Annotated in this window: 20 protein-coding genes and 1 pseudogene; 4 read left to right on the top strand and 17 right to left on the bottom strand. The window is 42.8% G+C overall.

Features of this window, described 5'->3' with window-relative positions:
• Positions 1-36: 36 nt before the first annotated feature.
• The 13 genes and pseudogenes from NSTC745_RS25370 to NSTC745_RS25310 all read right to left on the bottom strand — a co-directional run bounded on the left by NSTC745_RS25370 (position 37) and on the right by NSTC745_RS25310 (position 14,612).
• Positions 37-717 carry a response regulator gene (locus tag NSTC745_RS25370; RefSeq protein ID WP_445633443.1) on the bottom strand — a complete coding sequence of 227 codons (681 nt, stop codon included), beginning with the start codon at positions 715-717 and terminating at the stop codon, positions 37-39.
• Between the two features lie 26 nt (positions 718-743).
• The gene (locus tag NSTC745_RS25365) at positions 744-1,862 is read right to left on the bottom strand and encodes a sensor histidine kinase (RefSeq protein ID WP_445633442.1); all 1,119 of its coding nucleotides are present in this window, start codon (positions 1,860-1,862) and stop codon (positions 744-746) included.
• A 607-nt stretch (positions 1,863-2,469) separates the two neighbouring features.
• Positions 2,470-2,856, bottom strand: a pseudogene (locus NSTC745_RS25360) (AMP-binding protein); the annotation flags it as partial.
• Between the two features lie 566 nt (positions 2,857-3,422).
• Positions 3,423-4,505, bottom strand: coding sequence for a photosystem II q(b) protein (psbA, locus tag NSTC745_RS25355; protein WP_096535943.1), 1,083 nt, complete (start codon positions 4,503-4,505; stop codon positions 3,423-3,425).
• Between the two features lie 293 nt (positions 4,506-4,798).
• Positions 4,799-5,236 (bottom strand): Hsp20/alpha crystallin family protein, encoded by a 438-nt coding sequence (locus NSTC745_RS25350; protein WP_445633441.1) that lies wholly within the window; start codon positions 5,234-5,236, stop codon positions 4,799-4,801.
• Positions 5,237-5,683: 447 nt separating this feature from the next.
• Positions 5,684-6,292, bottom strand: coding sequence for a hypothetical protein (locus NSTC745_RS25345; protein ID WP_445633440.1), 609 nt, complete (start codon positions 6,290-6,292; stop codon positions 5,684-5,686).
• A gap of 314 nt (positions 6,293-6,606) precedes the next feature.
• Positions 6,607-7,194: a thylakoid membrane photosystem I accumulation factor gene (locus NSTC745_RS25340; protein WP_445633439.1), complete on the bottom strand. Its 588-nt coding sequence runs from the start codon at positions 7,192-7,194 to the stop codon at positions 6,607-6,609.
• Between the two features lie 400 nt (positions 7,195-7,594).
• A complete protein-coding gene (locus tag NSTC745_RS25335; protein WP_445633438.1) occupies positions 7,595-9,640 on the bottom strand; it encodes a response regulator in 2,046 nt (681 codons plus the stop codon).
• Entirely contained in the window at positions 9,633-11,780 is a 2,148-nt protein-coding gene (locus NSTC745_RS25330) for an ATP-binding protein (protein WP_445633437.1), read from the bottom strand. Before NSTC745_RS25330 ends, NSTC745_RS25335 begins: the two co-directional genes overlap by 8 nt.
• 158 nt (positions 11,781-11,938) lie before the next feature.
• On the bottom strand, positions 11,939-12,946 hold the full coding sequence (locus NSTC745_RS25325; protein WP_445633436.1) for a SpoIIE family protein phosphatase: 1,008 nt from the start codon (positions 12,944-12,946) through the stop codon (positions 11,939-11,941).
• A 1-nt stretch (position 12,947) separates the two neighbouring features.
• Positions 12,948-13,394 (bottom strand): anti-sigma regulatory factor, encoded by a 447-nt coding sequence (locus NSTC745_RS25320; RefSeq protein WP_445633435.1) that lies wholly within the window; start codon positions 13,392-13,394, stop codon positions 12,948-12,950.
• Positions 13,333-13,746 carry an STAS domain-containing protein gene (locus NSTC745_RS25315; protein WP_445633434.1) on the bottom strand — a complete coding sequence of 138 codons (414 nt, stop codon included), beginning with the start codon at positions 13,744-13,746 and terminating at the stop codon, positions 13,333-13,335. Before NSTC745_RS25315 ends, NSTC745_RS25320 begins: the two co-directional genes overlap by 62 nt.
• A gap of 17 nt (positions 13,747-13,763) precedes the next feature.
• On the bottom strand, positions 13,764-14,612 hold the full coding sequence (locus tag NSTC745_RS25310) for an STAS domain-containing protein (protein WP_445633433.1): 849 nt from the start codon (positions 14,610-14,612) through the stop codon (positions 13,764-13,766).
• A gap of 685 nt (positions 14,613-15,297) precedes the next feature.
• On the opposite strand from NSTC745_RS25310, the gene NSTC745_RS25305 reads away from it, so the two are divergent.
• Together NSTC745_RS25305 and NSTC745_RS25300 are read left to right on the top strand one after the other, a co-directional pair.
• Entirely contained in the window at positions 15,298-16,635 is a 1,338-nt protein-coding gene (locus NSTC745_RS25305) for a MurT ligase domain-containing protein (protein ID WP_445633432.1), read from the top strand.
• 183 nt (positions 16,636-16,818) lie between these two features.
• Positions 16,819-17,637, top strand: a complete 819-nt coding sequence (locus NSTC745_RS25300; protein WP_445633431.1) for a type 1 glutamine amidotransferase — start codon at positions 16,819-16,821, stop codon at positions 17,635-17,637.
• Between the two features lie 378 nt (positions 17,638-18,015).
• Here NSTC745_RS25300 and NSTC745_RS25295 read toward each other — a convergent pair whose 3' ends face one another.
• The 4 genes from NSTC745_RS25295 to NSTC745_RS25280 all read right to left on the bottom strand — a co-directional run bounded on the left by NSTC745_RS25295 (position 18,016) and on the right by NSTC745_RS25280 (position 21,943).
• Positions 18,016-18,336, bottom strand: a complete 321-nt coding sequence (locus NSTC745_RS25295) for a DMT family transporter (RefSeq protein ID WP_445633430.1) — start codon at positions 18,334-18,336, stop codon at positions 18,016-18,018.
• Positions 18,337-18,838: 502 nt separating this feature from the next.
• Positions 18,839-19,135: a 2Fe-2S iron-sulfur cluster-binding protein gene (locus tag NSTC745_RS25290; protein ID WP_445633429.1), complete on the bottom strand. Its 297-nt coding sequence runs from the start codon at positions 19,133-19,135 to the stop codon at positions 18,839-18,841.
• Between the two features lie 146 nt (positions 19,136-19,281).
• A complete protein-coding gene (locus NSTC745_RS25285) occupies positions 19,282-20,121 on the bottom strand; it encodes a uroporphyrinogen-III synthase (protein WP_445633428.1) in 840 nt (279 codons plus the stop codon).
• A gap of 166 nt (positions 20,122-20,287) precedes the next feature.
• Positions 20,288-21,943, bottom strand: coding sequence for an alpha-D-glucose phosphate-specific phosphoglucomutase (locus NSTC745_RS25280; RefSeq protein ID WP_445633427.1), 1,656 nt, complete (start codon positions 21,941-21,943; stop codon positions 20,288-20,290).
• Positions 21,944-22,459: 516 nt separating this feature from the next.
• Between NSTC745_RS25280 and NSTC745_RS25275 the strand changes: the two genes are divergently transcribed.
• Both NSTC745_RS25275 and NSTC745_RS25270 read left to right on the top strand, forming a co-directional pair.
• Positions 22,460-22,735 carry a UBP-type zinc finger domain-containing protein gene (locus NSTC745_RS25275; RefSeq protein ID WP_445633426.1) on the top strand — a complete coding sequence of 92 codons (276 nt, stop codon included), beginning with the start codon at positions 22,460-22,462 and terminating at the stop codon, positions 22,733-22,735.
• A 322-nt stretch (positions 22,736-23,057) separates the two neighbouring features.
• Positions 23,058-23,465, top strand: a complete 408-nt coding sequence (locus NSTC745_RS25270; RefSeq protein WP_445633425.1) for a hypothetical protein — start codon at positions 23,058-23,060, stop codon at positions 23,463-23,465.
• The last annotated feature ends 215 nt before the right edge of the window (positions 23,466-23,680 follow it).

Here is a 23,680-nt window from a genome sequence, read left to right as displayed (position 1 = left end):
AAATTTCGTGAATTGCGCCGACTAGTTTCGTTGCGCTCAACCTTTAACTAATCCTAACTTGAGTGCAGCCACAATAGCTTGAGTACGGCTAGTAACCTTCAATTTTTCAAAAATACTGGTAAGATGCGCCTTAACAGTAGCAACCGTCACATATAAATGCTTAGCGATTTCTTCATTAGAAGCGCCTTGAGTTAACCAATGTAAAACTTCTTGTTCTCTTTCTGTTAAATGCACTTGATTACATGCTCTGACAGAAGAATCTGAATAAGCTTGAAAAAACCGAAAAAATCGACTTGCAACTTCTGAAGGTAAATAAATTTCCGATCTAGTGACAGTATTAATCGCTTCACACAATTGAGTCGCCAAACGATTTTTAAACACATAACCAGACGCTCCCGCCTGCATTGCACGGAAAATCCAGTCATCTTCTTGATGAGCAGATAATACTAAAACCTTACCAGAAAAAGCAGCTTCCTTTAGACGTGCTAGAACCGTAATCCCATCACATCCTGTTAATTGCATATCCAACAAAATTAAATCTGGACTCTTCTGGTGAGTGAATTTTAAAACTTGGTCTACACAATCTGCATCGCCTACAATTTCTACAGGTAATGCAGAACTAATATTATAAAAATTGAGCAGGGTACGTAACCCTTGACGAAAACGTTCTTCGTCATCTACCAGTAAAACCGAAAGCTTTTTATTAGCATTACTCATTTTTTTAATTACGAATTACAAATTGTCTATCCACTTCTGGGTCTGGGCAAAATTACCGAAAATTGTGCCCCGCGTTCCGATAAAACTTGTGCCCAAATACTTCCTTGATGATCCAAAATAATTTTTTTAGCAATCGTTAAACCCAGCCCTGTACCTCCTCGACGGCGGGAATAAAAAGGGGTAAATATTTTTTGTAAATCCTCTGGAGATAATCCTGGCCCTTGGTCAGAAATTTTGATTAAAACTTCCTCTTGAAAAATCTGCCAGCTACAGCTAATAATTCCTGAATTTGGACTAAAATGAACGGCATTGCTCAGAATATTGTCAAATACTTGCTTCATTTGTAGCCGATCTATTTTCAAAGTTGTAGATGTTTCAGGAATGGTTATTTGAAGTTTCTTTTCATTAATCAAAGGTTGTAAATTGGTGATACTTTCGACAACTAGACTTCTTAAATCTTGCAGTGTAACCCTTAATTTTACACTTTGACCGCAATCAAGAAGCTCGTTTAAATTAGTATCTAAATCTTGGATGCTTTCGCTGATGATTGTTGCTTGCTCTTGCCAAGGATTTTCCTTTAAACCTAAGCATAAATTATGTGCATATAATCCAATCAGCCCTAAGGAATTACGCAATTGATGGCCGACTCGATGCAAAATATCTTCTAAAAGCTGAATTTCATTTTTTTGTCTTCCATAGTCTAAGTAAATATCTACATACTTACCCAAAAGCATGGCAGAATGTTTGATGTATAATTGCAAACTTTTTGAAATAGGTTCATCAGTAATGATTTGGATGTATTCCGGTTTTTGATTTCTATAGCCTATGGGGCAAATATAACAAATGGATGAAAAATCTTTGAGTTCAAATTTATTCACAGTAAAAACAGGCGGAAAGTCTGTTAGCCATGCTTCTGACCGCAAATAAGCTAAAGTTTTTTGAGAAAAAGGAGATTGATTTTGACGATAATTGATAACTTCCTGATGATTTTTCAGCAAACAATCATGATAGACGATCCGAGCGAAAAAAATTGGCTCTTGACTAGTTAATTGCTCAGACTCAAGTTGACAAAAACTTTGGATATCTGAAGAACTCAAATAATTAGAGCCATTTTCTAGTTTGTGTAGAGAAAAGCCTAGTGTCATAGCTTCACTCGCTTTTTGCAGCAAATATTTTTACTCTTCTGTTGTCTAGTATAATTTTATGCAGTATCAGCAATGTTTATTTTTTTCTTAAGTTATTTTTGTAACATAATTATTACGAAGAATTATTAAGCTTTTTTTCACGAGCGCAGATCGCTTTTGTAGATATATTAAGCAATAGACAATAAGCAATAGGTAACGGGAAAGCAGATTTTTGAGCTTTATAGAGTTGTTTTAAAAATAAAATATGAGTTTCATAGCAGTCTAATTTGTAATAATTCGATAAATATTGTAGGATAAACGTTTTGCTGTTAGTAGACTAGCTTTTTTGACTCATTCGACAAAAAAATATAGTCTATTCAAATCAAAACTGCTCCTGTCTAATCTACACACAAGAGTTGCTATATTTCGGATTTTTAAGAAATGTTTTTGCCAAACATCAGACTTTCTGCTTGATATGCCTTTTAACTTGAAATCGGGTAACAGCTAAAGGGAAAAAGTTTTTCTTTCCATTCTCCCTTGCCCTTTTTTCTCCTGTCTTCCCCTTCCGTGTATTAACTCCAGAACATACCGGAGTCACTAAAACTTGTTCGTTAGTGACTCCAGAACATGCTAGATGGCTATTTTCGACTGTGAATTCAATATCCTGGGGATAATGATTTTGCCCGCGAATAATCATCACGTCTTTGAGGCGACCTGTAATGAATAGTTCGCCATCAAGCAAAAATCCTAAATCTCCAGTGCGTAAAAATTGCCCTTCTTTTGTGTCTTGCAGTCGGGCATTAAAAGTCTGTTGAGTCTCTTGGGGCTTATTCCAATAACCGCCAGCAACACTCGGCCCTGCAACCCAAATTTCCCCGACTTCTCCATTTGAGCAGCGAGTTAATGATTCTCGGTTGGCGATGCTCTCAGAGAGAGTCATGCAAGGCACGATCGCAATTTTTTGGTCTAAATTACTACGACTAACACCAACAATTGCCCTACTATCTTCCTCACTGATAGCGTCTTTGGCAATAGCTTGCAACCTTGTCATCCGCTGTTTACCTCGTGGTGGATACACAAGTACAACAGTTACACCTGCATACTTTTATCAATTTAACTACTTAGAAGGTCTAGTTAATGAGTATATATTTTTACAAAAATATGTATAGACTTTGGGAGACAGCCAGATAACTGGTGCGTGGACACCTTAGCGGCTTGTCGCAGACATCGCTACTCATTAGGGTTGAGTCGATATATGTGTAATTTTGAGCAAGAGAGTCTGGAAAAGCTTCTTGCATATGGCTTTTAGGGTTTTTAATAGTTATATGAAGTTCGGTTGATTAGTTATAATTCGCGTAATCTATGCAGAAATCGGAAAACCCTCTTTCCCCCTGCCCCCTGCGGTCTTAATGATAAGTCTTTCACCGAACACGATATTACACCTGATTTTAGCCGCGCATACTTGCAGTGTGAGGGTTAATAATTGCTGCCTACCACCCCTAATCATTGACACTAAAAAGCGCCCTCCTTTTTGGAGGGCGCTTTTCATTCTATTTAATTTTTAGTTGACTTGGTTAGCAATTAACCGTTGATAGCAGGAGCGGTTAGAGCAACAGGAGCAACATCACTTGCAGCCAAGTCTAAGGGGAAGTTGTGAGCGTTACGCTCGTGCATTACTTCCATACCCAAGTTAGCGCGGTTGATGATGTCAGCCCAGGTGTTGATTACGCGACCTTGAGAGTCGATGATGGATTGGTTGAAGTTGAAACCGTTAAGGTTGAACGCCATTGTGCTTACACCCAAGGCGGTGAACCAGATGCCGATTACAGGCCATGCAGCTAGGAAGAAGTGCAAGGAACGGCTGTTGTTGAAGGAAGCGTATTGGAAGATCAAGCGACCGAAGTAACCGTGAGCAGCAACGATGTTGTAGGTTTCTTCTTCTTGACCGAACTTGTAACCGTAGTTTTGAGATTCGCTTTCGGTTGTTTCACGAACCAAGGAAGAAGTTACCAAGGAACCGTGCATTGCGGAGAATAAGCTTCCGCCGAATACACCAGCCACACCTAACATGTGGAAGGGGTGCATCAGGATGTTGTGCTCTGCTTGGAACACGATCATGAAGTTGAAGGTTCCGGAGATTCCCAAGGGCATACCGTCAGAGAAGGAACCTTGTCCGATGGGGTAGATCAAGAATACTGCGGTTGCTGCTGCTACTGGCGCAGAGAACGCTAGGCAGATCCAAGGACGCATTCCCAAGCGGTAGGACAATTCCCACTCACGACCTAAGTAGCAGAATACGCCGATTAGGAAGTGGAAGATTACCAACTGGTAAGGGCCGCCGTTGTAGAGCCATTCATCAAGAGATGCTGCTTCCCAAATTGGGTAGAAGTGCAAACCAATTGCGTTAGAAGAAGGTACTACTGCACCGGAGATGATGTTGTTTCCGTAGAGTAATGAACCTGCTACTGGTTCGCGGATACCATCGATGTCTACTGGTGGTGCTGCGATGAAGGCGATTACGAAGCAGGCGGTGGCGGCTAGCAGGGTGGGGATCATTAGGACGCCGAACCAGCCGATGTAGAGGCGGTTGTTGGTGCTGGTGATCCAGTTTGCAAACCGCTCCCATACGTTGGCGCTTTCGCGACGTTGAATGGTTGCTGTCATTGTTTTATAAATGCGGTTGTTTTTTTACCGGATGAATTAGGCGATTTGTTTTCGCCTGTGAATGTAATTTACATTGCTTTACGTAATTTAATCAAGTTTTGTTAAGATAGTAAAACTTATATTAACTATAAGTTTTACTTATTTAAAGTCGAGAAAAGGCGATCGCACACTCGCCCATATATACAAAAAATTGTGATGAAAAAGCCCAGTGCCTGTGGAAACTGGGCTTTTAGCTATCTCAATCTCTCAAAAGAGGTAAACTAGTGCGATCGCGATCGATTAACCAAAGGTGATTAGAGATTGACCTTGACAACTTTGTTCTTTTCTTGCTCAGTTTTAGGTAGTGTCAGGTGCAAGATGCCATCTTTATAATCTGCGGTGACATCGGTGTTTTGAATCCGAGCAGATAAAGGAATTACACGTTGGAATTTACCGTAGTAAAATTCGGTCTTGGTAGTACCCTTTTCTTCGGTCTTAGTTTCAGACTTGCGTTCGCCGCTGATGTGAACGGCATCTTCAGTGACTTGAATATCTAAATCTTTGGCTTCGATTCCTGGCAGTTCTAGCTTCAGATAAATAGCATCATCAGTTTCTTGAAGTTCAGCAGCCGGAACTTTGATAAAATCTCTATCAAGCAATCCAGAAGGTACTCTGGTGTCTTCAAATAAATTATTAATTTGACGTTGTAGAGTGTCGATTTCTCTCCAAGGGTTCCAACGAACTAATGCCATAACTCTTCCTCGCAATTAATTAGTTATTTGTTTAATAAGTTTTGCACTTGGCTTTGTGCTTAATTTCAATATTACGCATGGTTAAAACTGCTGTACATTCGGTTATTATCACCACTAAATTGATGATTACCGCACCACGTTATTGACAAAGATAAATTACGGCTTGCTCTCATTTTTATGTTCGGTAAACCGAAATATAGCGGTTCCTAAGCAAATGAGGTACATAAATCAATGCGGTTCAGTTAACGTTTTAATTCCTTTAGATCCCCCCAACCCTGCTTAAAAAGGCTTGCTCATAACGCTCTTTTACCCCTTTTTTAAGGGGGTCGCCGCAGGCGGGGGGATCTTATCTGAACTGTATTGGTACATAAATTTGTAGGGGCGCAAAACTTTGCGCCCCTACCTTGTACTTGACTAATGTGAAATCTACTATGACTACTACATATGTCAACCAATGGGACGATTGCCAGGATTGACTGCATGAATATATTCACTACCCGATCGCGGTCTTCCTCGTTTATAATAAGCCTCTTCTGGTTTACCCCATCCAAGCTGCAAAATTATTTCCAAAAAGTTAGAATTTTCCCACTTCCATAAACTTGCCCATTCTGTTATTTGAGCAATTCTTTCAACATCAGGTATAGTAATTTGTTGGTGTTGTTTACTATTGTTGAAACTTAAATACAAGTCCATCCCCGTAGTGACTTCATACCAAAATTCCAAAATCGAATTTTTAGCGGCTTTTAAAATCTCTAAATCACTGGTAAGCGCTATTAATTCGGTATCTACTTCGGGATAATGCAAGTATTTACCTTTGACTGTCATTTCCCGCCAGATAATACCTGACACTTTATTTTCTCTTTGGTAATCGTGAATTGCCGCTTTGAAATCTTGATAGGCTGTGAATTTTTGCAACCCCTCAGTTCTGATAAACTGGTCAATTACAGGATTACCAGAAACTTTTACCTCTAATTTCAAGCGTTTCCCTTTGAGGCAAGCTTGGCGTTCATCTGCCAAAATTTGGATTAGTTGTTGAGTGGTGTAAACCTTTGACATCAGAATACACTTTAGTTAGTCATTGGTTATTGGGCATCGGGCAAACAGGGCATTAGGCATTTGCCATTAGTTATGAACTATAGACTATGAATTAACTTTCTAACGTGTTATACAGAATATTTCAATAAATAGCCCTCATTAACTATGCAGACAAATCACAAATGAAAAAGAGAATAGCTAAAAAATTGAGTTTAGAACCTTCTGCATCATCTCTCCTGCCTCCTGTCTTCTACTGATTATGCTTTGGCATAGAAAACAATGCAGTAACAGACAGCACTAAAAATTAGGGCAGACCAATTGGTCTACCCGATAAGTTACTTAGCTAACTCACTACTGAACTCATTGAAAGCCCGTCGCTTTAGCTGTGCTGTTTCCGTGCGTGGTGATAAATCGAATATTTTGCGAAATTCATCGTCTATATCTTCAAAAGCTACTTGACCGGTTTTATTCAGAACTACTTGACCCGATCGATTAAACACTAAAACCTGAGGAACCCTGCCAGAATAGTAATATCCTGGTTCTGTGGAATCGTAGGTTTGTTTGGCCGGGATGCTATCTACACTAATAGGGATAATCTCTACTACCCGACCATATAATTCCTGTACTCGTGAAATGGAGATGGCATATCTTTTGGAATCGCTGCTGTCATCGAGATAAAAGGCCAAAAATACGGGTTTATGTTCTGCTAAAGCCTGAGCCAGTGTCTGTTTGGAGGGAACTAATGAACCGTTACCCGCATAGACCACAAACATGTTGCCATCATATCTATCATCATTGAGACCAGCATACGCAGGTTGCATACTTATAATGAACAGACAAACAACCAACAACATGCATTTGGACAGCAACCTTCGCCAGCCAGTAAGTTTTTTATGTAAAAAAAGAAACTTTGTGCTATTCATCAAAAGAAACCTTGCAAGCTACTACTTGTCGTGAGTTGTGCTGAAATCGGCAAACTGGGCTGGATATATAATTACGCCCGCGCACTATTTTTTAAGATAACGCTTAGTGAGATTATCTCTCGGAAGTGGAGAGGTAATACCGTGAAACGGTATTACCAACAATTCAAAGGGAGCAACTTGAATGCAGATCGGCTTAATACCAATTCAAAATTAAGAAAACTAGATATCACAAGGATTTGAGCGTGTGTATCTGTCCTATTGTTTTTTGAAATTGGTATAATTTTGTGAAACGCTACGCGTCGCTTGCTTCACCGTAAGGGTACGATCGCCACAGATGGCAGGATTCATGATTCCTTGATGAATCGAAGGCAATATTCTAAATACAGCAGAAGCAGTCTAATTACACATATCTTGGCTCAATGGCTAATATACTCAAAATAGCCTGTATGAGTATTTCTGGTTGAATTGGTTTAGAAATATGTTGTTGAAATCCGGCGGCTAGTGCTTGTTGTCGATCGCCTTCTCCAGCATAAGCAGTGAGGGCGATGGCCGGAATTTCTCCACCGCGATCGGGGGACTGCTTTCTAATTTGCCGAATTAATGTGTAGCCATCGATATCAGGCATACCAATATCACTGATTAGCAAATCAAATTTTGCTTGCCCCAAACTGCTTAGAGCTTCGCTAGCTGAGTTTGCTTGAGTCACTCGCGCTCCGTGCTGTTCTAGTAGGAAGGCGATCAGCTCCCGTGAATCTCTGTCATCGTCTACAAGTAGTGCTTGCAAACCATTGAGATTGAAGTCTGAGCGATTATCAGACGCAGCATCATCTTGATTTAGTTTTGCCGCAGCGATGAGTGGAAGCTTGATTGTAAACGTCGATCCTTGTCCTTCTCCAGGACTCGCTGCTTCAACGGTTCCTCCGTGCAGTTCAACCAAATGGCGCACGATTGCTAACCCCAACCCCAACCCGCCAAATTTTCGGGTGGTTGTCCCATCAGCTTGACGGAAGTAGTCAAAAACATAGGGCAGAAAGTCACTAGTGATACCTCTACCAGTGTCGCTTACAGTCACTTGAGCATAGCTAGGAACTGGCAATTGGTGATTGAGGATTTGAGTTATTTCTCCCTCTGCTCCCCCTGCTCCCCCTGCTTCCCCTGCTTCCCCTACTATCTCGGACAATTGCACCTTTACTCGACCACCTTGTGGGGTAAATTTAATCGCGTTGGCAAGTAAATTCCAAACAACCTGTTGCAAACGAGCGGAATCGCCAAGTACTTGACCAATGTTCGGCTCAAATATTGTTTCAATCTGAATGGATTTAGCTTCAGCTGCGAGGCGCACGGTTTCAAGGGCAGCTTTGATGGTAAAAGTTAGATTGACTGGTATTGTCTTCAAACTTAACTTGCCTTGGAGAATCCGCGACACATCCAGCAGATCTTCAATTAGTTGTGCTTGCAATTTGGCATTGCGTTCGATGGTTTCGAGTGCGTACTGACTTTTGGCTGTGTCAGGCTGGGTTGTTTGCAGAATTTTTGCCCAACCCAGAATCGGATTCAGGGGCGATCGCAATTCATGAGACAAGACTGCGAGAAACTCATCTTTAATTCGGTTGGCTTGCTGTGCTTGTTCGGTCTGTTGCTGCAAAGAAACCATCAGTTCGTTGAGGCGATGGTTCTGCTCTTGCAGTAAAGCTTCTGCTTGTTTGCGCTCGGTAATATCTGACAGGATGAAAACGGCACCTGTGAGAGTCCCCTGCCGATCGAATGCCGGGTCGATGGTTTTGGCAAACCACCGTCCTTGAGACTGAAATTCTAGAACTTGCCGTTGGTGAGTTTCTTTAGCACGGCGAAAGCAAATGCCGTCACCGATTCCCCATTGTGAGTTTATCAACTCATGGTAGAGACGACCCAAAATTTCGCCGGGATGCTTGCCAACCATCTCTATCATCGCGCGATTACAGCGCAAAATTCTACCTTGTTGGTCTACCAGACATACGCCGTCGTTGATGGAGTCAAAGGTGCTTTGCCACTCCCGCGCCGAGGAAAAAGCAGATTCTTCTGCCCGTCGAATTCGCAATAGCGATCGCACCGTAGCAACCAGTTCAATGGGTTCAACTGGTTGGGCTAAATAGGCATCGGCACCGCTATCTAAGCCTTCTACTTTGTCCTGACTTTGGATAAAACTTGCACTCAGGTGTAGTACCGGGATAAAAGTCGTTTCGGGGTTTGCCTTAATTTGGCGACAGACTTCAAAGCCGCTCAAATCGGGCAATTTGACATCTAGAATTACCAAAGCAGGCTGATACTCAACAACTGCTTTTAATCCAGCCGCTCCAGTTGCTGCTTCCACCACGGTAAACCCGGCATTTTGCAAAATTCGGGTGACAATGTAACGATTGGCTGGGTTATCGTCAACATGCAGGATCGTTACGTGTAGCTCAGACATTGCTTTCTCCCCAAGCATCCAGAACAATTCCGGCTTTCACGAGGGCATCTTGAAGTTGGGCGCTCGCTGCCGTTTGAGAGCCTGTTTCTTTGGAAAGAATGGCGATACTTTGTTTTGCTAACCGCCTTTGCACTTCTATATCCAGTTGAGCAGATGAATGGATAATTACAGGAATCGACTGAGTGACGGAATTGTTTTTAAGCTGTTCGAGTACATCAAAACCACCGATCTCTGGCATCTCCAAGTCAAGTACGATCGCACTTGGATGCTCGTATTGTGCCAAATTTAATCCTTCTTCTCCATTCGGGGCTTCTAAAATACTCAATGTTGTGTTTATCAACAGTTGTTTCACTAGATATCGATAGGCAGGGTCATCATCAATTAATAAAATTTTTTGGGGGCTATTCTTATTAATCAGCGTATTGAGTTTATTCAACAGCGGCAATCTGTCTACAGGCTTAATTAGAAAGCCGTCGGCTCCTAGCGCCAGTGCTTGTTTCTCGTTATCAATGATAGTAATAACGAGTACAGGGATGGTACGAGTCGTTTCGTCTGCTTTGAGTTCTCGCAAGAACGTCCAGCCGTTTTGCCCTTCTAGCATAATATCTAACATAATCGCCGTTGGTTGAACTTGCTGTAATACAAGCCTTGCCTGAGCTAAGGTACGAGTCGGAATCAGTTGATAGGTTGACTCTTGGAGGTGTTTTTCGTAAATAAATAGCGTTTCCGGATGATCTTCAACCGCCAGAATGGGCAAGCGATTTGGCTCAAGTGAGGCGGGTTGCTTTTGGGTGGGAAATTCAGTTGTATATGGGTAGACGATGGGAATCGATGCTGTAAAGGTGGAGCCTTGACCAACTTCGCTTTTCATGGAAATGCTGCCGCCGAGTAGCTCTGTTAGCTTGCGCGATAACGGCAATCCTAAGCCGGTTCCCTTGACTTGCTTTTGCAGAGGGGATTCAATTTGCACAAAATCCTCAAAAATCCGCTCGCGATCGCCTGGAGCAATGCCAATGCCCGTATCGGATACGGAGAAGGTCACGGTATGACCTGTTTGCATAGCGGTTACGCGCACTTCTCCTTGTTGAGTAAATTTGAGGGCATTGGAGATAAAGTTTCTGAGAATTTGGGCGACTTTGCTCTCATCGGTATAAAGGGGGGGTATGGCGTTGGGTTCCTCGATAATCAGCGCCACAGAGGAGTCTTGAACTAATAATGGGCGCAGCATTCCCCGCAACGTGGCAAATAAGTCACTGACTTCAAAAGAACTGGGGCGCACTTCAATTTTTCCAGCTTCCACCTTTGCTAAATCCAGCAAGTCGTTGACCAATTCTGATAATCCGCTCGCTGCCTTTTGGATAAATGTTACCTGCTTTTCTTGCTCGGCGGTCAAATCGCCATCCATCCGTGCCAGCAGCATCCGAGACAGGGACAAAATGGAGTTGAGGGGCGTGCGGAATTCATGGCTCATGTTCGAGAGAAAACGGGTTTTTAGCTCGTTTGCCTTTTGTAGCGAGTCTGCCTTTTCATCCAGTTCTGCGTAGAGGGCAACTACACCGCGATTGGTGTCTTCTAGTTCCCGATTGAGACGAATTAGTTCTTCCTCCCGCTTCCGCAGCTCTGCCATTGCCTGGAGTAATTCCTGGTTTTGTTGCTGGATTTCTTCATAGGGATTCTGGGGCGATCGCTCGATTACGGTTTCTCGAATCTGGTGTAATTCCGAATCAGTGAAAGTCGGCGATCGCTTCGATAATCTTTTACTCATCACCACCGTTGTTCCTTGTCCCGGTAGCGATTCAATCTCAAAAAAATCCATCAGTCTGCGGGTGCCAACGATGCCCAACCCCATTCCGGTACTAGAGGTATAGCGTCCTGCCAAAACGTCTGCCAGATGAGGAATACCCTCACCTCGATCCTCAACCCGAATCAAAAACGCTTGCGGCTCTCCTTCAACACAAAATTCCACCGTTCCGCCTTTGGCATACTGAAACGCGTTGCGGGCAATTTCGGAAATTGCCGTTGCCAATCGCGCCCGATCTTGAGCATCAAAGCCCAACTGTTCGGCAATTTCCCTAGTTCGTTGCCGAGCTTGCACAACATCCTGTTGGTAGTGGATTTCGAGCCTGAAAAGGATTGTCAAGTCACTTTGCTCCAATTCAAAATTGCACTTCCTTTAGGGCTTGTTCCTTCAATTACGAATTACTAAGTAGGCAGACATAATTAAATGTAAACTACAAAACTTTAAACCCCTATCAAAACACACTTTCCCCCTGCCCCCCTGCCTCCCCTGCCCCCTGCCTATTTCCCCATTCCTTTAGCCACTAACACCGTTACATCGTCCCGTTCTCGGTTAAAGTCTCGGTATAACAGGCCTGCAATCAAGCTGGGATGTTTTTGAGTCAAACCGGGATAGCGATCGAGCCGCCACTTAGTGTCTAATCCGTCAGAATGCATAATTAAAAGTCCGTTAGTATACCAAGGATAGGTGAACTCTTGAATTTTGCGGAGTTCATGCCCCACCGTGCCGTTATGAGATAGGAGATTGTGCTGTTGAGTATACGAGAAAATGCTGGCAGAAATATTGCCAATTCCGGCAAAGCGGACAGATTGTTGTTCAAAGTCGATTTCGGCAATGGCCAGTACTGCTCCTCGCGTACTTCGCAAGGCGGCGTGGGCAGCTTCGATAATCGCTCCAGGAAAAAGATGATGATGCTCTTGAAAGATTCTCACGGCTTGGGAAGCAGCACTGGCAGCCAGAGGCCCATGCCCCAAGCCATCGACAACTAGCAACGAACTACGGAGAGCGCTGACTTCACATGCCCAAGCATCTCCGGAAATATGCTCCCCTCGTTTGGGCAAACAGATCGCCCCAATTTCTAAGGTCTTTTGAGGCGGATGGGGTGCCGAGTCCGACCAAACGTGAGCCAGGAGTGCTGTCCCTTGCTTGGGAATCGAGTAAATTTCCAATAAATTAGAGAGGCGAAGAATTGCGCCCAATCCGTTGCCTGATGTTCCGCCTGTGGAAAAGCCATCTTGCAAACACTCATCTACATCGACCATCCCCGGCCCTTTATCCAGCGATAAAATCTCAATGCCGACGGCTAAATCCTGCTTGAGCGATCGCAGCAGTATGACTCCACCGCGAGCGTGCTGCACCAAATTGTTAGCAATCTCTGTCACCACAATGCCAACTTTGCCGCGTTGGGTTTCCTGAAAGCCGAGCCGAGTTACCAAAGCCATAGCTAACCTTCGAGCTTCCCCGGTCTGGCTGGATTCAGTAATTGTGATGGCCACAGATTCGCTCATTTTATTTCCATCGTATAATTATTACCCGCGTTCCTTCTCCCACCGCAGACTGAATCTCAAATTCGTTGGCAAGCCGTTTGGCACCGCTCAGCCCCATACCCAAGCCGCTGCCAGTGGTGAACCCATCTTTCAGTGCCAACTCAATATCGGGAATTCCCGGCCCGCGATCTTCAAAGGTCAGTTTAATTCCTCGTCGTCTTCCTTCCTCAAGGGTTTCTAGCTTGGCTGTACCGCCTCCCCCATAGTCTAGGGTATTGCGGGCTAACTCGCTGGCGGCGGTGACAATTTTAGTTTGATCTACTAAGCCAAAGCCAATTTCCACAGCCAACTGGCGTACTGCCTGCCGAACTAAGACTACATCACCAGAAGATTGAATTTCGAGGGTTTCAGTCTTCTCCATCGTCATCTGCACGCCATTTAGTCGCAGTGATATGATTTGTGGTTTCATCGAGTGACGATCGCAACAGTGCCATACCCTTTTCTACGTTTAAGGCAGTGCGAATCCCCGTCAGCGATAGCCCCAATTCCACTAAGGTGATTGCCACAGCAGGCTGCATTCCCACGACAACCGTTTGTGCATCCAGTACCCGTGACATTTTGGCAATGTTGGCTAAAATCCTCCCCAGAAAAGAATCAACGATCTCTAATGCAGAAATATCGATCAGCACCCCATGAGCGCGAGTTTGAGTAATGCGGTTGGTCAAGTCGTCCTGTAGCGTCATCGCCAAGCGATCGTGCATATCCACTTGGATGGTCACAAGCAGGAGATCGCCAATTTGGAGTATGGGAATACGTTCCATTGGTTTCTCCTATCCACCTATTGGGGTCGAGAGCGAATAGCCGCTCCCATACGTTTTAACGCCGTCAAAAAGGCATCGGCTAGCGTCGCCTTTGTTGTGATATTAGTCAAATCAATGCCGAGATAGACGATGGTTTGGGCAATTTGCGGACGAATGCCACTAATTATACAATCGGCTCCCATGAGACGGGCAGCGGTAACAGTCTTAAGCAGATGTTGAGCGGTGAGGGTATCGACGGTGGGAACTCCGGTAATATCAATAATGGCAATTTCTGACCCTGTTTCAACAATCTTCTCCAATAATGACTCCATTACTATTTGAGTGCGGGCACTATCCAAAGTGCCGATAATTGGCAATGCCAAAATTCCCTCCCAGAGTTTAACCACTGGGATAGAAAGCTCCAGCAACTCTTCCTGCTGTCGGAAAATCACCTCTTCCCGCGACTTCTGATACACTTCCACGATCAGCAATCCCAGTCGATCTAGTAACTGTGTAGCTAGCCAGATTTCTTTACCCAACTCAGTGGCGTCGTGCAATTGCTGACGCAATCGGTTGAAGAGTGGTTGCTTGAAGGAAAAAATAAATGTCGCTGTTTCTGAAGGTGTGAAGCCTTTTTGCGATCGCGATCGGGAAATGCTAGTCAGCATCTCTCGCATATCCAGCCACGCCGCTGCCTGAATATTAGTCAAGTTCCCTTGCCCAACAGCGATCCGAAACAAGCTCAGAAATTCCCGACACTCCTCCTTTAACTCACTTTCTTTAATCAAGCCTCTGCGAATATTGACAGCAGCTAGCTCTTGAGTCCACTCTGACAGCATATCTGCCTCGAAAGTTTCCAGGATCTCTGGTATCTTACTTTCGCTCATCGTTCCTTTAAGGGCAACCTTTTTGATTATTCCAAAATCAGTGTATGACGATTCAGTGCCAGGTGAAAGGCGAAGTTGAAGAGGTAGGGGGGAGGGAGTGGGGAGATGGGGAGATGGGGAGGTGGGGAGATGAGGAGGTGGGGAGGTGGGGAGGTGGGGAGACGGGGAGACTTGTACTGAGCGGAGCCGAAGTATGAGGGAGTGTTACAACTAGAAGTTTAAAGCTCAGATATTCAGCGATGAACCTCAGATATTCAGCGATGAACCTCAGATATTCAGCGATGAACCTCAGATATTCAGCGATGAACCTCAGATATTCAGCGATGAACCTCAGATATTCAGCGACGAACCTCAGATATTCAGCGATGAACCTCAGATATTCAGCGACGAACCTCAGATATTCAGCGATGAACCTCAGATATTCAGCGACGAACCTCAGAGGTTCCTTGTTGAACTTCTAAACTTTAAACTCTCAAATTTAACACTTCCCCATCTCCCCACCTCCCCATCTCCCCACCTCCCCACCTCCCCATCTCCCCACCTCCCCACCTCCCCATCTCCCCCTACCCTCTGCCTCTTAAATATTGACACTGGCATTTTCAGCTAGGATTCGCTAAACTCACAAAATTAAATTTGCAACTAAAAAAGTTTCAATTAGCAACCGCCAGAAGGCTAGGGTACGAATGTGGGAAACAAAATACAACTTATAGATAGAGTGCGATTGGGTTTTGCGGTGTCAGTGGCGAAAAGCGTGACATTTTTAGTGCGATCGCTGCGTCTCGGTGCTGCTAGTGTATTGCCAGGCTCGATTGCTCGTCGCATTGAACCCCGACTTTTACAATTATTGAGTCAGCAAGTCAAAAAGGGAGTGATTTTAATTGCCGGAACTAATGGCAAAACCACAACATCGCTGCTTCTAAAAACGATACTAGAAAACAAAGGTTATCGCATCGCTCATAATTCTACAGGTGCAAATCTGGAAAACGGCTTGATGACAGCTTTGTTGGAAAGCACTAATTTAGTGGGAACGCTAAATGTTGATTACGCGATCTTGGAAGTTGATGAAAATATTGTTCCGAAAGTCTTAACTCCACTCCAACCGCAAATTATTCTTTGTCTAAACTTGTTCCGCGACCAACTCGATAGATACGGGGAAGTAGACACAATTAGTAAGCGTTGGACAAAGGTAATTTCGACGCTACCGCCAGAAACAGTAGTAATTCCTAATGCTGACGACCCAACTTTATCTCACCTTGGGCAGCAGTTACCCCAAAAGGTGTTATTCTTTGGCTTGAATGAACCAGAACATTATTTAGAAGCAATTCCTCACGCTGTTGATTCTATATATTGTCCAAAATGCGGACATTCACTAGATTATAAAGGTGTTTACTTGTCGCATTTGGGAGATTTTACTTGTCCTAAGTGTGGTTTTAGTAAAAGTCAACCAAATCTGGAAAGTAGTGAATGGCCGCAAATTCTAGTTGGTTTATATAACAAATACAATACTTTGGCAGCAGTAACAGCAGCTAAAGAGTTAGGAGTTGATGAAGCAACAATTAAAGATACTATTAACAACTTCCAAGCCGCTTTTGGTCGCGCTGAAGATTTAGTAATTAATGGTAAAAAAGTACGGATTTTGTTATCAAAAAATCCTGTAGGCACGAATGAAACAATTCGCGTAGTCACTCAAAGTGCAGATAAAACTACACTGCTAGTATTAAACGATCGCACCCCCGATGGCACTGATGTATCCTGGATTTGGGATGTAGATACTGAGAAATTAGTCGAACGTGGAGGAACTTTAGTAGTAAGTGGCGATCGCGTTTATGATATGGCACTACGCCTGCGTTACAGCCAAAAATCTCCTGAAAGTACATTAAATTTAATTGTCCAAGAAGATTTGCGACAGGCGATCGCTACTGCCCTAGAGCATACACCAGAGAATGAAACTTTGCACATTCTCCCTACTTATTCAGCCATGTTAGAAGTGCGAGAAGTTCTCACTGGTCGAAAAATTCTGTAAATTGTCATTTGTCATTTGTCATTCGTCATTTGTCATTTGTCATCTGTCATTTGTCATTTGTCATTTGTCATTTGTTTTTCTCCGCGTCGCCGTGTCCCTGCGTCTCCCCATCTCCCTATACTTCTCTACGAGAGGCTGCGCCAACGGCTTCGCTCAGTACAAGTCTCCCCAGTCCCCAAAATTATGAGTTTAGAAAATTTAGAATTAACAATTGGTTGGTTGTATCCAACGCTGATGAGTACCTATGGCGATCGCGGTAATGTGATTACTATAGAACGTCGCGCTCTGTGGCGGAGATGCAGTGTTAAAGTTTTACCCCTAGACCAAAATGCCACAGCAGATGATATTAAATCTGTGGATGTCATAGTCGGTGGTGGCGCACAAGACCGTCAGCAAGAAATTGTCATGCGCGATTTGCAAGGCGCGAAGGCTGACGCGATGCGCGATAAAATTGAAAATGGGACACCAGGAGTTTTTACTTGTGGTTCTCCCCAATTGCTGGGACATTATTACGAACCCGGCTTGGGGCAACGTATTGAAGGTTTGGGAATACTCGATTTAGTTTCCGTACATCCTGGCGAAAATACTAAGCGCTGTATTGGAAATTTAGTTATTGAAGTTACAGCTTCACGTTTGGCGCAGGATTTAGCAGAGATGACAGGTAGTACACCGTATTTGGTAGGTTTTGAAAATCATGGTGGACGTACCAAACTCGGAAAAGTAGAAGCTTTGGGGCGGGTGGTGTATGGCTTAGGTAATAATGGTGAAGATGGGACAGAGGGAGCGTTTTATCAAAATGCGATCGCTACCTATTCTCATGGCCCTTTGTTACCTAAAAATCCCTTCGTAGCTGATTGGTTAATTCAAACAGCATTGCGGCTAAAGTATCAACAGGCAATTACCCTAGAACCATTAGATGATAATCTTGCTCTCCAAGCACGGGAAGCAATGTTTCAGCGATTAAAAGTTAGTTTACCAACTCGCACGACAACGCAAGTTTAAGTTTTTGCCCTGATTTTTCGCTTGCTGAATGTTCTTTTTGGCTCAGTGTATAAAAGACTTGCCACTTTGGCAGCATCATTTTGATTGTCTTTGGTAAAGTATAAAAGTCAATTACTTGTGGGCTATATTTACCGAGGTTTACTATACTTTTAGGTACATTCAGTTAAGTTTGCTATGCTAAGGGAACAATAGAAATTGCTGATGTATTCACTACACCAGCAATAAGCAGAATGATGAGTTTTGGTTAATTTCCCTCGTCCCTCTAAAAGACGAGGTATTTTTTATTTGAGCAAATCGTTAGTTGACACCAATGCTTTCCTAAAGCAAAAATTTCAGTATTCAAAACGATTTTCCCAACAAACTCTTAGCCTTTTTTACTCATCGGTTAGAATTTATACCAATTACTCCAATGATTATTAAGGCGATGGAAATGAGTTTAGTTAATGTGGCAGATTCACGAAACCAAATCATACCAATCATCGCGACTAGGATAGTTCCCAAACCAGCCCAAACAGAATAAGCTATACTGATTTCAAGTTTTTTCAGAGCCAGAGTCAAAAAAGTAAAACAAAATCCATAGAAAACAAATATTAACACTGAAGGGACAATTTTAGTAAATCCTTCTGATAATTTCATGCAAGTTGTACCTGAAACTTCAAAAAGAATTGCTGCAATGAGGTAAATCCAACTTATTGACATATCTGTTGCGAGCAGTTGGTTATAAGGCTTTTATTATCTCTAAAAAAATTCCAAAATTCAATGCAAGAATATTTTTGATTTGGAAGTTCCTGAACTCAACCGTATGGCTGTATATCAGATTTGCAATAAAAAGCGCTCCTTCTTAGAGAGCGCTTTTTCGTATGATTTGCTGAACCTATGTAGGTTTTTTAGGAAAGTGCAAAATTTTAAATCTTGTAGGTGAGCTAGTGCGTTGCTTTGGTTGCCAAATCTGTAGTAGCTGGTGAACCAGGACTGCAAGAAGGTTTCCTTCTCTAGACGACTGGTGTTAGCTCAGCGTAAAGCCTGCGGCATGGCTTCTCTACGAGACGCTACCGCGAACGCTTAGAGCTACGGAGGAGCGCCACCCAAAGGGTGTTGTGTTATCGCGTAGGGTAACTCACAACTTAAGATTTTAGGTGTGTTAGGAAGAATGCCCGTAACGCACGCTAAATTGCTCTTTATTAAATCCAGATTTCTTAAGTTAAGCGTTTAGCGCTTCCTCTTGATGGGTTTCGATGACACAATCAGAAGCGGGATAGGCGTAGCATGTCAGAACCCATCCTGCATCAATTTGCTCGTCGTCTAAGAAGTTCTGATCCGATTGGTCAACTTCACCTGAAATCAGTTTTCCGGCACAGCTAGAGCAAGAACCAGCTCTACAGGAGTAGGGCAAGTCAATTCCTTCTTCTTCTGCGGTATCTAGGATGTACTGATCGTCAGGAGCGTCAATTACTTGTTCGCCATCTGGGGTCTTTAATGTGACCTTGTAAGTTGCCATGTCAAAATCCCTAACTAATATAAACTCCATTTTCGATACTACGGGTTTATGTGCAGCTAGTCTAGAGTTATTTATGGTTGACTGTTCTAAATTCAAGGATCGGTTAGTGGGGCTAGTTTACATCTACCAAAAGATGGATAGGAAAATCACAAAGCAAAAAATGTGGCGATCGCTTCAGCGAATCCCTCAAATGAACTATAATTCTGAGACACGATAGAGACAGTCATTCCCAACTTTTGAGCATTAGCTGTTGTGTAGGGGCCAAAGCAGGCGATCGCACAATCTTCGTAATCGGTTGAAGAGTTGACCATTCTTAAAAAACTTTCTATTTCTGCCGTGCTACTAAAAGCAATAACATCTATCTTTCTTTGATGAATCAAGTCTAATTCAATACTGTAAATATTTTTATCTAAACCCTGCGTGATATATGCAGGTACGCGAGTCACTTTTATGCCCAAATTCTCTAAGTCTGTAATTAAATTCGGTATCACATTAGGTTCCGGCAAACCTACAACTTCTGGAGCAGGTACCAGCACTTTTTTTTCATGAATTTGGACAATTGTTTTTAATTCGGCGACAATTCCCGCTGGGCTAGATTCTTTGGGAATTAAATCCACTTTGCCACTAAACGAAAATAAACTTTCTGAATCTTTTCCCAATGCACATAATTGGCAATTTTCTAACACAGATATAGGAATATCTAAATCATTCATGCGGTGAAAAAATGCAATTATTCCGTTCCTGCTTGTGAAGATAATCCAATCAAATTCTTTTATACGGCTCAAAGCGTTGTCTAACTGAGTATAGTTTGATAAATAACAGGTTTCGATAGTAGGCATCAAAATAGGCAAACCGCCTTTTTTGATGATTTGTTCGGACAACCTATAAGCATAATTTCTCGGCGCTGTGACTAAAATTCTCTTGTTATGTAGAGGTAATTTGTTAGATGGAGCGAGCAAATTAATTTCTGTTGATTCGATGTGCATTGTTAAAAGCGAATAGGCAACCGGGAACAAGGAGTTCAAAACTTAAAAAGCCAGTGGTGTGTCACCCAAAGTTCAAAGTTTGTGTGGCACACCACTAGAGTCTATTTCTAAAGGTCAAAGCTGAGATTTGAGATAAAATATCATTCGATCCTTACTTTGATACTCATCAGGTAATGACAGTCGGCTTTTCTCTACCTGTTAAGGTGCGAATTTGAGCAATTTTATCAGCGATCGCAATTAAATCAGCTAGTGCTTGCTGCGGATCTAGGTTTTGTTTAGCAGCATCCGGTTCATAAGATTCTAGATAAACTCGCAAAGTTGCACCGTGAGTACCCGTACCAGATAGACGGAAGACAATGCGGGAGCCATCAGTAAATCCAATCCGAATGCCTTGATTTTTACTAATGCTGCCATCAACTGGGTCAGTGTAGCTAAAGTCATCGCTATACTCAACCTCATACTTACCAAACTGTTTTCCTTTGAGATTTAGTATTTGCGATTGCAGTTGCTCCATGAGGGTATTGGCTCGCTCTGAATCTACTTCTTCGTAATCGTGACGAGAATAGTAGTTACGTCCGTAAGTCTGCCAGTGTTCGCTGACAATCTCCTCTACAGATTGTTGGCGTACTGCTAGAATATTCAGCCAGAACAGCACTGCCCACAGTCCGTCCTTTTCTCGAATATGGTTGGAGCCAGTGCCAAAGCTTTCTTCACCGCACAGAGTTGCTTTATCTGCATCTAATAAATTGCCAAAAAACTTCCAGCCAGTAGGTGTTTCATAGCAGTCGATTCCAAGTTGTGCTGCTACTCGATCTACTGCCTGACTTGTAGGCATAGATCGCGCTACTCCTGTCAAACCAGCCTTATATCCTGGAACTAGCTTGGCATTGGCAGCTAAAACTGCCAGACTATCGCTGGGGGTAACGAAAAACCTGCGCCCCAAAATCATATTGCGATCGCCATCACCGTCGGAAGCTGCACCGAAGTCCGGGGCATTTTCTCCATAAAGAATATCGACTAGTTCGTGAGCATACACCAAATTCGGGTCTGGATGTCCGCCTCCAAAGTCTTCCAAAGGTATACTGTTACGCACGCTTCCTGAAGGTGCGCCCAAGCGATGTTCAAACAGGGCATGGGCATAGGGGCCAGTCACGGCATGAAGTGAGTCGATACACAGCCGGAAGTTACCAGACGTTAAGAGTTGGCGAATGCGATCGAAATCAAATAAAGACTCCATTAACTTTTCATAATCCTGCACGGAGTCAATGACTTCGACAACCATTTCTCCCATTTGAGATTCACCCAAAGTTTCTAGATCTACATCTGGTGCATCTAGGATTTGGTATCGATCAATTACTTTGCTGCGGTTATAAATATCCTCTGTCACTTTTTCTGGTGCAGGGCCGCCGTTACTGATGTTGTATTTAACACCAAAATCACCCTTTATTCCACCAGGGTTATGGCTGGCAGACAGAATAATGCCACCAAGAGCATTGTACTTGCGAATGATACAAGATACAGCAGGAGTAGACAAAATTCCTCCCTGACCAACCTTAATTCTAGCCACACCGTTAGCCGCAGCCATCTTCAAGATAATTTGGATGGCTTGACGATTATAATAACGACCATCACCGCCCAAAACTAATGTCTGTCCCTGTAAACCTTCTACCGTGTCGAAAATAGATTGGATGAAGTTTTCTAAGTAGTGAGGTTGTTGAAAAACACTCACTGCTTTCCGCAGCCCAGAGGTGCCGGGCTTCTGATCGGCAAAGGGGGTAGTGGAAAATGTACGAATATTCGTTGAGGTGTTTAAAGAACTCATTTTTTGTTTTCGGCTGGTTAGTTTCGGACTCCCAAACAAGGAAGCTACACAAGAGGATAAGGTTACGATAGTTGTTGACTCTGAGTAAACAAGCTAATAAAGAAACATATTTTATTGATTGACATATAGCATTTTATTATTATTTAGCTTGATAACATAAGCATGACAAATTTTTAATTGTAATTAGTATGTAATATCAATACTATTTGATTTAAGCAATTTCTTATTATATAAAATTTTTACTAAAAATATTTTTACTGGGTTTAAAATTTACTCACTGCATTTAAAATTATTTACATTTAATTTAAAAATTTTTGTTTCATTTCAAATATTTTTATATTGAAATAATTCACTATTAAAGTACATAAATTAAAGTAAATTATAGAAAATTAATATTATCTTTAGATTAAATTAAGATTAACTAAATAGTTGATGTCGTTCAATCTCTGCTTATAACAGTGTCTGTATCTAGTATTGAAGAAGCTTTTCCAACTCATCTACTCACAGCAAAACTCTATGTCGTGTCAACATCTCAATGAACTAAGTCTCTCAAACATAATTCCGAAAGCCAACTATCCCGTGTTTCATTGTCAGGAGTGCATTCGCCTCAATGAACGCTGGGTGCATCTGCGTATTTGCCAGGCGTGCGGTCAGATGCTATGCTGCGACTCTTCCAAAAATCAACATGCACGCCGTCATTATGAAGAGACTGGACATCCCGTAATTAGTTCAGCAGAATTAGGAGAAGATTGGCTGTGGTGTTTTGCGGATGAACAACAGAAGATTTATTGATAAATTCATCCAGGTTGAGTGAGCCTAAATATCCACAGGATCTCAGATAGATAATTACTCGCTTGTCTAAAATCTGCTTTTATTAATTTTCAAATTAATAAGAAAACCAATTAACTAACCTATCTTAGGATAGACTTTTATAGGCTTATAAGCATCAAGTAAATATAGTTCGGGGTTTTCTATTTCAAGAAAATCAAACCCTCGAATGACCATTCAGAATATTATAAACCGATTGAAGGAAGAATAATCTCATGAGCACAATATTGCTCGCGATTATGACTAAAGATGGTATCCAAATCTACCAGAAAGGCTATTTCTGCTCATGGCATTGATTTCTGCATTTTTCCTTGGGTTAGTTGCGGGGCTGCGATCGCTCACAGCCCCTGCTGCTTTATTTCTGGCACGTGGCGGCATTATAGGGATCGTTCTGGCTGTACTGGCGGTGGGTGAGTTGATTGCCGATATGCTGCCGCAAATCCCGTCTCGCACCAGCCCCCCAGCGTTGATTGCTCGGATTCTCAGCGGTGGCATTGTGGGATGGCTAGTCACCGGAGCAAACAGCAGTTTTGCAATTGTTGGAGCGCTCTTTGGTGTTGTGGGTGCATTAGTCGGTGCTTATGGGGGTCGGGCGGTGCGGATAGCCGCCATTGAAAAGATTGGTTCAGTTCCTGCTGCCCTTGCTGAGGATCTGGTAGCGATCGCTCTGGCTGCCTTTATCGTTACCCGTTGATGTCACCAAGTGTGTAAGCTCTAAGTTAACTGGTATCTTAAATTAATAGCTTCGGCAGTCGAAGTTTAGCCAAAATTCAAGCATAAAGATAACCGATTGAAAGTTAGATCGACCACTTGAGGGAGCAATCAGACATCAAAATAAGATTGCCGAAATCATTTATGTATCAACCATTCGAGTAGCAATCCCTCGATGGTTAGCGATCGCGGATGCAA

Source organism: Nostoc sp. DSM 114161, assembly GCF_052692665.1.
The sequence above is the reverse complement of the archived record's forward strand: the minus strand, read 5'-3'. Positions and strand labels throughout refer to the sequence as shown.